Source organism: Polynucleobacter sp. UB-Raua-W9, from assembly GCF_018687435.1.
GTDB lineage: Bacteria > Pseudomonadota > Gammaproteobacteria > Burkholderiales > Burkholderiaceae > Polynucleobacter.
The window spans coordinates 1,158,862-1,172,984 of sequence record NZ_CP061290.1; the positions used below are offsets into that span (position 1 = coordinate 1,158,862).

18 protein-coding genes are annotated in these 14,123 nt (G+C 44.4%); 3 read left to right on the forward strand and 15 right to left on the reverse strand.

Annotated features, from left to right (window positions below; all coding sequences use genetic code 11):
• The first annotated feature begins 14 nt into the window (after positions 1 to 14).
• On the forward strand, positions 15 to 395 hold the full coding sequence (fliE, locus tag AOC07_RS06000) for a flagellar hook-basal body complex protein FliE (protein WP_215357098.1): 381 nt from the start codon (positions 15 to 17) through the stop codon (positions 393 to 395).
• A gap of 28 nt (positions 396 to 423) precedes the next feature.
• Here the strand turns inward: fliE and AOC07_RS06005 are convergent, their stop codons facing one another.
• The 14 genes from AOC07_RS06005 to AOC07_RS06070 form a co-directional block, all read right to left on the reverse strand.
• Positions 424 to 675: a hypothetical protein gene (locus AOC07_RS06005; RefSeq protein WP_215357100.1), complete on the reverse strand. Its 252-nt coding sequence runs from the start codon at positions 673 to 675 to the stop codon at positions 424 to 426.
• A 158-nt stretch (positions 676 to 833) separates the two neighbouring features.
• Positions 834 to 1,100 carry an EscU/YscU/HrcU family type III secretion system export apparatus switch protein gene (locus AOC07_RS06010; protein WP_215357102.1) on the reverse strand — a complete coding sequence of 89 codons (267 nt, stop codon included), beginning with the start codon at positions 1,098 to 1,100 and terminating at the stop codon, positions 834 to 836.
• On the reverse strand, positions 1,093 to 1,998 hold the full coding sequence (locus AOC07_RS06015) for a flagellar hook-length control protein FliK (protein ID WP_215357105.1): 906 nt from the start codon (positions 1,996 to 1,998) through the stop codon (positions 1,093 to 1,095). Before AOC07_RS06015 ends, AOC07_RS06010 begins: the two co-directional genes overlap by 8 nt.
• Positions 1,999 to 2,009: 11 nt before the next feature.
• A complete protein-coding gene (locus AOC07_RS06020; RefSeq protein WP_133092081.1) occupies positions 2,010 to 2,309 on the reverse strand; it encodes a flagellar protein FliT in 300 nt (99 codons plus the stop codon).
• 171 nt (positions 2,310 to 2,480) lie between these two features.
• Positions 2,481 to 3,131 carry a response regulator transcription factor gene (locus AOC07_RS06025; RefSeq protein ID WP_215357106.1) on the reverse strand — a complete coding sequence of 217 codons (651 nt, stop codon included), beginning with the start codon at positions 3,129 to 3,131 and terminating at the stop codon, positions 2,481 to 2,483.
• A 78-nt stretch (positions 3,132 to 3,209) separates the two neighbouring features.
• The gene (locus AOC07_RS06030) at positions 3,210 to 4,511 is read right to left on the reverse strand and encodes an EAL and HDOD domain-containing protein (protein ID WP_215357107.1); all 1,302 of its coding nucleotides are present in this window, start codon (positions 4,509 to 4,511) and stop codon (positions 3,210 to 3,212) included.
• Positions 4,512 to 4,687: 176 nt separating this feature from the next.
• On the reverse strand, positions 4,688 to 5,074 hold the full coding sequence (locus AOC07_RS06035; protein ID WP_215274134.1) for a hypothetical protein: 387 nt from the start codon (positions 5,072 to 5,074) through the stop codon (positions 4,688 to 4,690).
• 188 nt (positions 5,075 to 5,262) lie between these two features.
• Positions 5,263 to 5,469 carry a hypothetical protein gene (locus tag AOC07_RS06040; protein ID WP_215357108.1) on the reverse strand — a complete coding sequence of 69 codons (207 nt, stop codon included), beginning with the start codon at positions 5,467 to 5,469 and terminating at the stop codon, positions 5,263 to 5,265.
• Between the two features lie 18 nt (positions 5,470 to 5,487).
• A complete protein-coding gene (locus AOC07_RS06045) occupies positions 5,488 to 5,811 on the reverse strand; it encodes a hypothetical protein (RefSeq protein ID WP_215357109.1) in 324 nt (107 codons plus the stop codon).
• 87 nt (positions 5,812 to 5,898) lie between these two features.
• Positions 5,899 to 6,945 carry a fumarylacetoacetate hydrolase family protein gene (locus tag AOC07_RS06050; RefSeq protein ID WP_251371645.1) on the reverse strand — a complete coding sequence of 349 codons (1,047 nt, stop codon included), beginning with the start codon at positions 6,943 to 6,945 and terminating at the stop codon, positions 5,899 to 5,901.
• 44 nt (positions 6,946 to 6,989) lie between these two features.
• A complete protein-coding gene (locus tag AOC07_RS06055) occupies positions 6,990 to 8,606 on the reverse strand; it encodes an EAL and HDOD domain-containing protein (RefSeq protein WP_215357110.1) in 1,617 nt (538 codons plus the stop codon).
• A gap of 53 nt (positions 8,607 to 8,659) precedes the next feature.
• A complete protein-coding gene (locus AOC07_RS06060; RefSeq protein ID WP_215357111.1) occupies positions 8,660 to 9,115 on the reverse strand; it encodes a CBS domain-containing protein in 456 nt (151 codons plus the stop codon).
• A 337-nt stretch (positions 9,116 to 9,452) separates the two neighbouring features.
• Complete coding sequence (locus AOC07_RS06065) at positions 9,453 to 10,523, reverse strand: murein L,D-transpeptidase family protein (RefSeq protein ID WP_215357113.1); 1,071 nt, start codon at positions 10,521 to 10,523, stop codon at positions 9,453 to 9,455.
• Positions 10,507 to 11,571: a tetratricopeptide repeat protein gene (locus AOC07_RS06070; protein WP_215357115.1), complete on the reverse strand. Its 1,065-nt coding sequence runs from the start codon at positions 11,569 to 11,571 to the stop codon at positions 10,507 to 10,509. Before AOC07_RS06070 ends, AOC07_RS06065 begins: the two co-directional genes overlap by 17 nt.
• Positions 11,572 to 11,841: 270 nt before the next feature.
• Between AOC07_RS06070 and AOC07_RS06075 the strand changes: the two genes are divergently transcribed.
• Together AOC07_RS06075 and AOC07_RS06080 are read left to right on the forward strand one after the other, a co-directional pair.
• A complete protein-coding gene (locus AOC07_RS06075) occupies positions 11,842 to 12,666 on the forward strand; it encodes an SPOR domain-containing protein (protein WP_215357117.1) in 825 nt (274 codons plus the stop codon).
• Between the two features lie 12 nt (positions 12,667 to 12,678).
• Positions 12,679 to 13,644, forward strand: a complete 966-nt coding sequence (locus AOC07_RS06080; RefSeq protein WP_215357119.1) for a M23 family metallopeptidase — start codon at positions 12,679 to 12,681, stop codon at positions 13,642 to 13,644.
• A gap of 6 nt (positions 13,645 to 13,650) precedes the next feature.
• On the opposite strand, the gene AOC07_RS06085 is transcribed toward AOC07_RS06080, so the two are convergent.
• Positions 13,651 to 14,112 (reverse strand): polymer-forming cytoskeletal protein, encoded by a 462-nt coding sequence (locus AOC07_RS06085; RefSeq protein WP_215357121.1) that lies wholly within the window; start codon positions 14,110 to 14,112, stop codon positions 13,651 to 13,653.
• Positions 14,113 to 14,123 lie beyond the last annotated feature (11 nt).

Here is a 14,123-nt window from a genome sequence, read left to right on the forward strand (position 1 = left end):
TGAGGAGTTCCATCATGAGTGTCGGCGCTATAGATTCAGGGCGTATTCAAGCAATGTTGGCCCAATTAAAGGCTGCGTCTTCTGCCGCCCCTGCAAACCTTGCTGCACCAATTCAGGGTCTAGATGGTATTAAAGGCATCACCAACGGGGATGGTCCTAAAACTACCCCTTCGATTGATTTTGCAACTGCCCTCAAGTCATCACTTGACCAAGTAAACCAACACCAGGCTAAAGCAGTAGATCTAGGCAAAAACTTTGCCTTAGGCGATGACAGCGTCAACCTCTCCGATGTCATGGTAGCAACACAAAAAGCCAGCCTGTCATTTCAAGCCACTGTACAGGTTCGTAATAAGCTCGTATCTGCTTATCACGACATTATGAATATGCAGATCTAACACCCTGTTACAACTGCAATAGTGATAATTAGCTAGTAATTTTTTGTTGGGTTACTTCAATCAACTCAGAGTGCGAGTATTTGGAACCCACGACCTCGCCCACTAGATAGACAATCACATCTACTGCAAAGTTTCGTAACTGCGCTCTGCTGGTAAAGGTTTTGCCAAAGGATAATAAAGCCAATACCTCCTTAGGGTTCACTGATCTGAGCTTCGGGTGTAGCGTATTGCACATCTCCATCATATGCACTAGGGCTTCGCCCGCATTAGCATTTTTCATAAAATGCGCATTATAAACAGCGCTCATTTCTAGAATGAGAGTACTTTCAATAGATACAGACATATTTTTCAACTCATCCAATATAGGTTTGACACTCAATTACTTACCTGGCTACTGATATTTTAGCAATCCATTGCATTACTGTATCAGGTCATTCCCTAAGCCTGCTTTTCTAGCTGATAAAGCCAGGCTAATATTTCAGCAACGGCTTGGTATAAAGCAGGGGGAATATTCTCATCAAGATCGACCTGCATGAGCAAACCCACCAGGTCCTTAGATTCATGAATATAAATATCATGTTCTTTGGCTTTGGCAATAATTTGCTCTGCTACCAAGCCTTTGCCGCTTGCTAAGACTCTGGGCGCAAATTCACCATGCTCATAAGTCAAGGCTACAGCCTGCTCTAAGATCTTGGCTTTATCCATTAGTCAATACCTCCATCGCCTTAAACTCTTGACCATTAGCGTTAAAGGTATTTTTTAGTTCTGATATTTCATTTCTAAACAAGTTTTCCGTCTGAGACTTATCGGCCTTTAATTGCACACTCAAGACATTGGCGCGTATGCTTAAGCGAGCTTGCACTTTACCTAGTTTAGGTAAATCTAACTCAATCACACTCACAATCGTTTGATCTTGATTATCACCAGAGGATAAGGGGGAAGACTGATCTTCTTCGTATGTCAACCGCCAATCCATCTGCTGGCCTGGCCAGACGTTTCCATTCCAGCGGATGGTTTGATTTTCTAAGGCATCTAACTGTTTATTAACGATTTGCGAAGCATTGAAATTAGGGCGATTTTGAGGCTCTTTCATCAAAGCATTTAAAGGCCATTTGCCTTTAGCAAAGTTAGCCAAATGCGATTCATAGAAGAGCCCGCTCATCACGATAGCGTTTTGTAATTGAGCCGCAGTAAGCTGAGAGTTTTGGGGGTTTTGTAGCATAGGAGGCAGCAAACTCTCGACCTTTGAGAGCTGTCCTTGTAACTGCGCTTCATCTTGCAATTGGGCAATCAACAAACTCGTACCGCTCAAAATGACATTTTCAAACGCGGATTGATTGGCACCCGCACTTAATAATAGAAAGGTAGGGTTTGGATCGCTGCCAAGAAAGCGAAAATGCAGCACATCTCCGACTGCAAAATTATTGCCCAGCTTCATACCAAACACTTGGTCACCAATTTGCACTTCCGCTATTCCAGCAGGATCAAAGGAGATAATTTTTCCGACATACTCCAAGCCAACCCTTAAGGAAGCCTGACTAGACTGCCCTATTCCCGCTGGAGCGACCGTTGGATTGATACCACCAATCGGATTCGTGGGCATACTCTATCTACTTATTTCTTGAAAGACTGACCACTCATGATGTCTGACAAGCGCAACATCCAAGGCTGCATTAAATCCATAATTTCTTTATCGTTTGATAGGATTGTTTTGAGGCAGGCAATTTTTCGTTCAAGTGCTTCAGGAGTAAGGGGAGCTTGCTCACCATGCACCGGAATTTGATGAATATATCCCTGACACAGAATTTCTAATTTACCGTAGCCATCCCAATCTTTTTGACGAGCAGCTTGAAGCATCTGTTGACTGATTTCAGTCACAGCTTCATAGAGAGAGAGCATATCGCTATTGGGCATTAAAATTTTGACTTGTAAAAGCGATTGCTGTGATCGTATGAAAACCTTGTTTATCCAATATAGATACTACAAAACTTTGAGTCCAAACAATTCCAATATAAGACCCGTAAAAGCGGTTTAACTAGATTAATTAAGGGGTCAACAGGAACTTTTATACTGCAAAGACCCGAATTAAGCTAATAAATTGTTTTTAATTGCGTAATGCACTAACTCCGCATTCGTTTTCATGCCCATTTTTTTCAGTGTCCGAGCGCGATACATGCTGACAGTTTTAGGCGAAAGACTCAGCTTTTCAGCAATCGCATTGACGGTCAATCCAGTAGCAACCATCATCATAAATTGATGCTCACGATCAGATAGACACTGATGTGGATCCCCTGCAGTTTGGGCATCCCCAAATCGATCCGCCAAAATTTCCGCGACAACTGGGCTGATATATTTCGCGCCAGTGGCAACACGGCGAATCGCCACGACCAACTCCTGAGTGGGTTCACTTTTAGTAATATATCCCAAGGCACCCGCAGATAAAACTCGGGCAGCATACTGCGAAGGGGGATGCATTGATAGAACCAGAATAGGTAACTTTTGATTATTACGACGAATAGCTTTAATCACCTCAATGCCATTGCGGTCCTGCAAATCAATATCGAGAACCAAACAATCCAAGTCAGGATTGTCGGCTAACTTCATAGCCTCTTTACCTGACTTAGCCTCCGCGACGACCACAATACCGGGATGCGTATTGAGCACCTGGACTAGACCCTCGCGAATGATCGCGTGATCATCTGCAAGTGCAATACGTAGGTGCTTCATTAATGTCATAAAAGCCGTCTCAATTTAGTTCTATGACATTCTAACGAAATCTTCAGAATTGCCGAAAATGACAAATTTACCTGTAAATCAGCCCTTCATTGCAGTCATTTGACGATCGAGCTCATTGGTCCAGTGAATTGCCTGCAGCTGCAAATCCGTGAGCGATTGTGCAGAAATTCCTAGATGACTCCTAGAAGCTTCCATGCGACTAAAGTCAGCTGCCTCGATCGCATCGGTTAAGACGAGTAATTGACCCAAAATACCTTCATGGTGCAAGAGGGCATTTTGTAAATGCTCTGCCAGGTGAATATGCTTAAGCACCTCTTCTAAAGTTTGACCCGTCACCTTGTGCGCCAAAGAAAGTAGGCCCACCACAAAAGCCTGATCACTTAATCCGGGCTGGGTAATATCTTCATGTTGAGAGAGCAGCTCGATTAAGCGGGCACGATTCACTACTCGACGCTGCAATTCTGAAGTGGCGGCATTTCCAGCCTCTGTATAGATTAAGAGCAACATCCATTGCAATAGTTGCTTTTGACCCAAAGTGACCAAAGCCTGGCGTACAGAGCTAATTTGCAAATGCCCTGCCACGCCAACAGAATTGACTAAACGAAACAGGCCCAATGTCAGATCAGGGTTAGCCTTAAAAAGTGGCTCTAAGGTTGTAATTCCTTCGTCCTTAAATAGGAGCCCTACAATTTTCATGAGGCTCACTTGTAAAGCTTGTGGTTTTTTACTACGCATTACCAAAGGCTGAGAAAAGTAGGGTCCACTGAACAAGCCAAAACCTGTTGTTTTGCAAGCGGCCAGATCTTCACCAGTCTTGACCTGGGTTGCCCAGAAAATCGGGCTTGCAATTTGACGAATGCGATTGATCAAAACAGCGGCATTTTCAAGAGAAGTAGTTTGCAAGCTGATTTTGACAATATCAATCAAAGGCAAAATAGTGTCGATACTTTCACCCACGCCATTTACTTGCGCGGCATTGCCCAAGCTAGTATCTACTAGCGCAATACGAAAACCAGCTGTCTTAAGCTCTTGTAAGCGCTTGAGCATTTCCGTATTGAGGGAAACGTCCGGCATGATTTCGAGAATGATGCGCTGAGCCGGCAGAATTTCCAAGGTGTTACTCATGAGCAGCTTTTCAGTGACATGAATAAAGCCATCGGCAGAGCCCAGCACTCCCTCTAAGCCAAAGTGACTCATTGAATTGACAATGACCTGGGTACTGGTTGCTAAATCATCGGGCCGCCCTTCGTCCACGCTTTCACGAGAACGAAAGAGCATTTCATAGGCCATTACCCTGCCCGAACGATCAAACACGGAATTGCGCGCAAGAAAGATTTCAGAGGTGCTTAAATCCACAGAAGACTCGGTAGTCGCAATCATATGATCCTTGTTTAAAGATGCCCCAGCCTGCAAATGGACGGACTTTGGCTATCCTGATAAGTAAGCTACCAATTTAAAACAATGTGGGGATTTTTAATTCAAAGAATAAGGCCGTTTTTATGGCTTATTTCAAAATTTCAGACTTAAACTGAAATTTCAGATGGCTTTTGTTGCCATTAGACCTTGATGTTAATCAAAGTACCCGTACCGGAGGCAGCCATCAGCTGAATTGGCATTGGTGCTTTTTGCGCGCCAGGAATATGCTCTTGAGGGTTATTAACCTCAGTCAAACCAGACTTTCTATATTCATCCAAAGCCTGGGAAGCTGACTTTAAATCATCAGACCTCGTGGATTTGATTGAATTATCAATCTTCTCAAAAAGACTATCAGGACTAACGCCACCGCCAACGCCACGTAATTCAATTAAAGCCTGCTGCGCAGCAGTAACGTCACCATTTCGCAAAGCAGCGGCCAAAGCACCCAAGTATCCTTGGCGCGATTGTGACTCGCTGACTGTAGCAAAACCAGAAACAGGAGCTGAAGGTGTTATTTGCATATCCATATAACCTCCTTAAACTTGTTATCCTCTCTAATCAATTACGTTACGAAACCCTGAGGCTTCTATCCGGGCCAACCAAACTTACAAGCCCTCACCATCTTTTACGGTCCACAGACTCAAAACTTAAGCTCCAAGGGGGAAAATTTCTAATTAATCTACTCAAATGCAAGTTAAAGCATTGATTTAATTAGCTATTTTTTATTTTCTAAGGCGCTCATTTGGGCTGCAATATCCATGGATTCTTGGCTTGCTTGCAAGATAGCCTCGATTTTCTTCTGAATCGGATCGGAGCCTGATTCCGCAAGGGCGTGCATTAATAATTCAGCATTTAAGCGTATAGCCAGTAGTGGCTGACCCAAATCGTGCAAGAGGGTCTCCATCTGAGTTTTTTGATCCATAAGGATTAGGGTTTTTAGCTAGTTACAGGTCTTTTTATTACCCTGGACTACGCAATTTGTACCATTGGAGTAAATGGTGCGATTCCCGTTCGTCACCGAACTACCCCCAGGGGAATAGTAGGTTGTGGTGCCAACCTGGGTTTGAGTCGAGCCGTTTGGACCATTCATCACGGTAACTGGTTGATTGCTATTGGGGTTACCGGCAAGATTACCCGCGTCGTAGGGAACAACGACGTAGTTGTTGTTATTGCCGTAGCCATTATTCCCACCACGCCCCGCATCTCGTCCACCATCTCTTTGGGCGTAGGCATGCGTAGAAATCATCAGAGCAACGAGGATCATAAATGGCTTGTGCTTCATCAACTTTATTCCTTTATAGCTGTTGATACATCTAAACCTCTATCCTACTACCGAATTTGGCTTTGGTCTTTACCCCAAAGTAAATCTAAGCTCCCCAAGCTTTTCTACAACGCTGGTCACTACATCACCTTTTTTCAACCAAACTTGCTGATCCTTGGGCATATTGGCGATGACGCCCTGTGGGGTGCCGGTGAAAATAATATCGCCAGGTTCGAGCACCCAGTAAGTGCTGATGTAGGCGAGCAGCTTCTGGACATTATGAATAAAGTCAGAGGTATTGGAGTTCTGCCTCATTTCACCGTTCACAAAAGTTTGGATTTGCAAGTTATTAGGGTCTCCCACTAAATCAGCTGTCACAAAATTGGGGCCAATAGGCGCGTACTGATCCAGGGTTTTGCCAATCATCCATTGACCGCCAGGAAGGTCGAGCTGTAAATCACGTGAGGTGAAATCATTTGCAGTGCAGTAGCCAGCAACATAATTGAGGGCTTCTGATTCAGGGATATTGCGGCCTTTTTTTCCGACCACTACTAATAGCTCGGTTTCGTAGTCAAGCTTATAGGAAACATCAGGCGGAGGAATTTCTATTACAGAATTATGGGCAGTCAAGCTGTTGTCATACTTGTTAAAAAGCGCTGGAACGGCTGACTTGGCCACCCCCACCTCTTCTGCATACTGTCGATAATTAATACCAACGCAAATAATTTTTCCTGGATTCTTAAAAAGCCTGCCATACCGAATTTTCGCTTCAGATAAGTAAGGCACTCCCGACTTTTCTGCACCAGCTAGCACCTTATAAAATGCGGTGGCATTACCCTCTTGCAGCAATTGATCCAAAGTGTAAGGCGCAGCAATATTGAGTTTCTTGGCGACAGCACGAACATCAATGACCCCTTTTGCGCTCATGACGCCCATTGTCTCTGAGCCATCGTTATTCTTCATCGATAGAATCTTGGCGTTTTTGACCATCATGTGAGGGCCGCTATAAGCTTCTTGCTCTTTGACAAACTTAAATCTGCGTGCAGCGGCATCAGAGGAAAATCCTAGAGTTGAGGCGGCCACAATACCAATTCCAGACAAGGAAAATGACTTGATAAAGCGACGACGTGCGCTCATGCTTACTCCGAATTAATTGATAAGTTATGTAGTTTAACGGCTAGTTAATCATCATCTGTAGCTGCCGCTTGCTCCCAAACGTCTTCATCGGGTGCCAGCTGGGTTTGTTGAACGAAGGTTTTAATGGCAGCAAGAGAGTCTTGAGCAACGTCATCCAAAGTCAGAGATCCTAATTCACCAGCACAAAGATGCTGGCATTTTTCTAAGTCACCAAGCTCAGCGGCTTCAGCCAGAGAGAGCAGTCTCCCCAGAACGCCACTACGATCAGCGATTGCATCCACAACTACACCGGGCAAATTGAATTTAGACAAGATCTCTCGGCTAGATTCATCAAAGAGATTATCGATTAGAGATAAACCGCCGACCAAGAAGGCCAAATCGCTAGAGCCCAATCCCGCGCCAGCTGGTAACTTAACCGATGCCAATTCCATAAAAAATGCTCTGACGCAAACCAACTGAAGTAAGGGGGTAGATTCAAGCGATACCTTCGCTTTGCTATCTGCATATAAAAGTAATTGAGTCCAACGAGTAATGCGCTTAACCCCAGAAATTACTGCAGCATCTCTAATATTCTCTGGCTTGGCGCGTTTTCTGCCAGCGTCGACTTCTGCAATCACCATTAAATGCTTTGCCACTACTGGGTTCAATTCAATTTCATCAACGAGCTCATGCAGCTCGGGAGATGAAAGCAGCAAAGTCAGGAGCTTCAGAATTTTGCGGTAATCATCACCTCGATGTAGTGAAAGCTCTGGATCAGGCTTAATAAAATAAAAGCCCTCATAGGCATCACAACCTAAGTCGCGGGCCTGATGAAAATCTTCTGGGGTCTCTACATGAGTGGCGATGATTTGCATCACAGCACCATCGCTAGCACCTTTTGCTCCCTTTTTTGCAGGAGACTTAGTATCTTTTGGCAAAGGGGTAGCCTTACAAAAATCAATTAGGCTAGCCGCGTTTGCCACTTCATGAAGGTTGAGCTTGACATAACGAAACTTCGGTAAGATATCTTCTAGACCATCAAATACTTCTGTCAGGCCAGTAAGCACAAATTTAAAACCAGTATTCGATAACTTCTCAAGTTTTTCGAGAATCTCAGGCACTTTAGGCTCATCTACAGCATCGGAATTTTTTGTATCCTTCTTTGCTTGCTCTACCTTTTCATCCTTGGGGACTTCATTTTTAATTGCATCAAGGATCTCCGCCAAATCAATTTGCAGGGGGAACTTAATCGCAGGAATGCCGCGCAGCTCATCCCCTAATTGATGGGCATGAATTTTTATAAAGCCGAGATGCTGGCCAAGTGACTGAGCCACCCCCTTTGTCTTGAGTGAATAGAGTATTTCACTCAGGGTAACCTCTTTAACCTCATTGCCATCGTCATCACGCAAATAATCATCTGTAATTTCATCGGGATAAGTGACTTCTGCCTTGGGATCTGCTTCTAAGCGTTTGGCAATTTGCGCCAACACCTCATTACGTTCATTGACCCGCTTTGCCTTCAGAGTAGTTCCTGGGCGAAAAAAGAGCTCATACCCAATGATCGCTTGATCACGATCGATGATGGGTTCACGTCCTAAATAGGAATTTTCAGGCGCAACTTTTTCAGGCCCCTTGGAAGCCTGTATGGGAGCGGACTGCGTTTTTTTACCAAATAGTGCCATTTATTTTCTTACTAAAAAGAATTCCCTTATAATGAATTGTGTTTTGAGTGGGTTTATGTATCAGCATTTTGAGAGCCATCCCACTCCTTAATATAGCGTTCCAAAAATTTAATCTGTCCAGTTCTGTGCTCTAAAGTATCTTTCACTACATCTCCAACAGAAATCACCCCTTTTACTTTGCCTTCATCTACTACGGGCAGGTGACGAATTCTTTTAGAAATCATGATTTGCATGCAATCACGCAGATCATCCTCATACCCAACCGAGATGGGATTGGGCGTCATTGCATCTTTAACCAATACTGCTTTTGCACTTAAGCCTGGTAACAGCACTTTAATAGCGCAATCCCCTTGGGAAATAATTCCCACTAATTTTTCAGAATCAATCACCAATACTGAGCGCACTAGATTATCGCGCATGAGCTCCAATACTTTAAAAACATAATCAGAGGATCTAACTGAAATGAGCGTATTTGATTTGTTGGCTAAACAGTTTTTTACCAATGGCATACTATGCTTATCCTTTTATATCTACAGAGCAACATCAGCGTTGGAAAATCCAACCAGCTAAATACATTGGTCATTTGTAGATTCTATCTAAGCTGTGGACTTATTCAAACAAAAAAATCCTACCCACTAATACACCCATCCTAGTGCTATTAGCCTGCTTTTATGACTAATCTTAGGGAAAATCCTAAATTGAGGGGTTTAAAAGACGCATCGCGGCCAAGCGGCAGAGTGATGAAATCTAAACTTCTCGACCCTTAAACCCAACAAAGTGTTTGAATATTGCAAAAACTTCCGTTTTTAATGCTTATGCTTATTTACGGATTGTATTTTTAAAAATTTAGGTGCGGCTTTTGAACTTCAGGTTCCAGCTATTGCCGTTTTTATCCCAATACTCTCGGTAGATTGCGGAACCATCGCCCTGACCTATCGGCTGGTCAATCACCAGGGTAGATGTTGACTCAGGAGCATAAATAGCCTCAGGTGGTCGCACAGTTTTGCTTTTGAGGCCTTGAGATCTATAGGCAGCAATTTCATTACTGACCTTGGTTGAGCGGGCGCTCCAATCAGCCTTCTTCAGCCACTGAACCGATGGAACTACAGTCACATTGATTTGACGTTTACTAGCCAACTCAATAATTTCGCGGACATCGTCATTAGCAAAAGCAAGACAACCATCAGAGGCTTTGGGAGCTCTGCTGTAGGTGTCTTTGGGAACGCCATGCAGCCAAATTCCTGAGCCACTGATATCTAACTTCTTATCGAGCGCATTCGGGAAACTTAATTCCAAAGCACCTGCACCAAAAATAGATCTCAATTGCTGCTTCGGAATCTGCATCGTGACAGAGTAGACGCCTAAGGGAGACTTGAGATCACCCTCTTTTTGCTTACCAACGCCCAATTTACCAATGGTGACGTAATAATCCTTCTCCCAAACTGGGTCTCCGTCTTTATTGCGCAAGAGATAAGCGCGGGAAATGGATGCATCGACCAAAATAACATCTGCATTTTTCGGCATCTTTAAGACCTGAGCTGGACGTAACTCAGCCAAATTAGGGATGACGGAATTTCTTAACTGCAGCTCAGACAATAGATTCTGCGGCGCTTCGCCATCGCGCACTTCGCTCTTAGACTTATTCGCAATTGCTCCACCTGTGAGGGCTGTTAGCAATTCGGCGCGCATAAAGGTTGCCAAACGGAAATTGGGATGCTCCACTTCGGACTTATTTAATATCTCCATAGCCTTATCAAGGTTGCCATTGCGAACCAACTCTTGAGTAGCCTGACGAACGGTAGCATCGCCATTAGCCAGACACAAAATTGGCGTCATACAAAAGCTAGCAATCAATAAGTGCTTCAAACGCAATTTCAGAGCTCCGCTATTGAGGTGTGAGTTATTTATTGAATTCACGAGTAATCAACCAAGTTCCCTTGTCATTTACCCACTCCAAACACTTCACAGAGTTTGTGTTGACGTTTGCAGAGTTGTACTTCTGTCTAAACGTAACCAGAATCTTGTTCTTTGACTTGACTACTTTCATGATGCTGATTTCAACATTAATAGCGCCTGGTTTGGCAACCCTCTGTTTCCTTTGCTCCAACCAATCTGCATAAGACAAGCCCTTATCAGGCGAGAAACTAGGTGAGTAAAAAGCCAAATATGATTTGACGTTCTTGCTCGACCACGCCTTGACCCAATTTCCCATATTGGCAGTAATGAGCTCAAGCTCTTGAGGAGTTGGTGATGTGTCCTTCTCCGCCGCTGCAACCTGGGCTGGTGGAGACTCCACCACTGGAGTCGCTACAGGACTGGTCTTGGGCGCCTGAGAACTTGGAGCAGCGACTGGTGCTACTGGCGCTGCTGGGGCAGGCGCTTTTGGAGCCTGTGCAACGACTATCGGCTTATCTACTAAATCAGCCCCTCCATTAGAGGCTGCCAATAGAATCGGGGCGGGTGCCGAATTTTTTTCATTCAATGCTTTTGCATAGGCCTCTGCTGCCTGTGCTGAATAAATTTTGCGCAAACTTCTGTAGGCTGGCGTCGCGGTATTTAGGGCTGTTTCTAAGACCTTCCGTGCCTGCTCTTTCTTATCCATTCCCCATAAGGCAACTGCATAGTTATTGGCAACTAAGAGATTGGCATGATCTTTTTCATAATAGGGCTCCAAAAGATTGGCGGCCTCTTGCCAGCGCCCCAGCATTAATAAAGCAGAAGCTTTAGTGTTTGCATAGTCAATTGGGGATAAATCCTTCTTCAGCACCTCGACTTGGGCAAGCGCTGCTTTTGAGTCCCCTTTTAATAAAAGATTGTCAATTGCCTGTGTTGATACATAAGCAGATGCAGGAGCAATACTGATAAAAAAGAGTATTAAGGCGCCATAAAAGAATTGCAGGGAGTTCTGCAATAAGCACAATTTTCTAGCTATAGATGAACGAACTTCAGTCAAAATGGATGGCATTAGGGGAAAGGGGCATTTAAACCCGTCGATTTTAGCATTTTCGCGAAAATTATCAATGCCGATAGTCTTTTACAGCGCATTAACCCAATCCACCCACCTTCAAAACCCCCAAAGAATGGGCCCAGAAAGAGACCTTTTTGCCCCTGGATTGTGAGCATTTATCTGTCTTTTCAAAAGGCACTAAGTCGAGCATCATGGACCGACAACTACACTAAAATAGCCTGAATTGGCAATCTCGCAATCAGACTCAGTTTTAAGGCCCGCAAATACGTGAAATACCTCATCGCCATCCTCCTTTTATCCACGCAACTGGTTTTTGCTCAAAATACAGAGGGCGAGAAGCAAGGTGTTATTGGGATCCGTTACACCAAAAACGCCGAAGGAATGATTGTGATTAAGTACGTCGAGGACAAGTCCCCGGCAGCCCAGGCCGGAATTCAGGTCAACGACATCATGATTAGCGTCGATGGGTCAACCCTCAAAGGCATGGATCCAGCCAATATTAAGAACATGCTTCGTGGCAAAGTCGGCAGTACCGCCGAGATCAAGTTAGAAAATCCTCAAACCAAGAACGAATACTACGTTAGCGTAGTTCGTAAAGTTGTCCATTTTGGGATGAGTGATGCCCCAAAAGAGTCTGCAAAAAATAACCCTCCAGGGGATATCAAAACTGCCGATAAAGCTGAACTAGCCCCTAAGGGAGCACCCCCTCAGGTAGCGCCCCCTAAAATCAATATCAAGGCAATTGAAAAAACTCCAGCGCCTTCAGCCCCATCTGCGGCAGCAGTCACGCCTGCGCCCTCCAGCGCTAACCCAGAGAAAGCAGCTGCAAGCGCTTCGAGCGACTCCAAATACTTTATTCAAACTGGTGCTTTTTTTACTAAAGAAATTGCCAATGATCAGGTGGCAGCCTTCAATCAAAAAGGCTACACCAGCTTTGTTGATCCCGCAAAAATTAACGGCAGCAATATTTTTCGTGTTCGTATTGGACCCCTAGCAAATCAACAAAGTGCTGAAGCACTATCCAAAAAACTGGCTAGTCAAGGAATTACCAACTCGATCATTGAAGCATCTCAGACAACATCTAAGAACTAATCGAGTTACATCATGCAAATCATTTGGATTTCAGGGGCAACCTCCCACTACAGAAAATTTAACATCACCAAGACCCAGCTAACTCGGTTTGCTGCTGCACTCGGCCTCTTGTTCATCATGATTGGAAGTGCCATCTATTTCATGGGCTTTAGGGTTGCCATTAAATTTGACCCTGGTATGGCACGCGATATGGGTGGTGTGATTACCTCAGAAGAGCTGTATCACGTTGAGGATGAATACCGTGAAAAGCTGAGCAAACTCCAGGGCAACTTAAAGGCAATGGATCAGAAAATTGATGCCCTCAGCAAGATTAACGAACAGTATGCTGCGCTCGCAACACCGCTGCCACTAAAAGACAAGCGCAAAGATAAAGAGAGCGAGACAGGTGCGGGCAAAGGTGGTCCATATTTGCCCCTCTTTCCCTATCAGGTTCATTTTGAAGAAAACACCAGCCTAAGACACAGCATTATTAAAACTCTAGAGTCTACAGAGAGTCTTGATAAAAAAATACAGTCGCTTAAAGAAGCCTGGCTAGAAAAATATGAGCGCTTGATTCCCTTGCCTACAAAACCACCCTTAGCGGCTGGCTATGGCTTAAGTAGTAACTTTGGCGCACGCTTAGACCCCATTACCAACAGTCCCGCCTTTCATCCTGGTATTGATTTCAATGCCAAACCTGGCACCCAGGTATTGGCAGCCGGCAATGGCACCGTCATTCGGGCAAAGCATGATCCAGAATTGGGTAATGTCATTGAGATTAAACATACTGAAGGCTTTACTAGCTTGTATGCACATTGTCAGAAACTTTTAGTAAACCAGGGTGACACAGTGACGCGCGGTCAACTGATTGGAGAGGTTGGCAATACTGGCCGCTCCACCGGACCACACTTGCATTTCAGTGTTTATAAGAATGGTTCACTACTCAATCCGATGGATGTTTTGGCTTTTACTAAGCCAGCAGCAACTAAAGAAAACTAGGGAAAACTAAGACGAAATTCCTGCGTCTTGTTTAATCTTATTGATAGTATCTTGCAGCTGAGTAGCTGAATCAGGCGTAGTGTTTGGCTCCGCCCTCTTTGAAATCATCTGCCCATTGAGGGTAGCGCCAGGCTCAATTCCGATGGTGTCATAGGTAACGTCGCCATGGACGTTAGCAGTCGTATGCAGCTCAACTCTCTCATGAGCATAGGTGTTGCCGTTCACCATTCCAGCTATGAGAATGCGAAAAGCATAGATATCCCCGTGCACTTCACCACCCTTACCGATTGCTACCGTAATTCTTTGGCCTGCACGTTCTTCGATATTCCCAAAAATTTTACCGTCAACTCTGACGCTTTCTGACACCATCAAGGCACCATGAAATTCAGTGGCGCTTCCAATAATGGTTCCAAAGGATTCAATCTGAGGCTCAGAAAACTTGTGCTCATTATTTTTTTTACCAAACATCGTCAGACCTC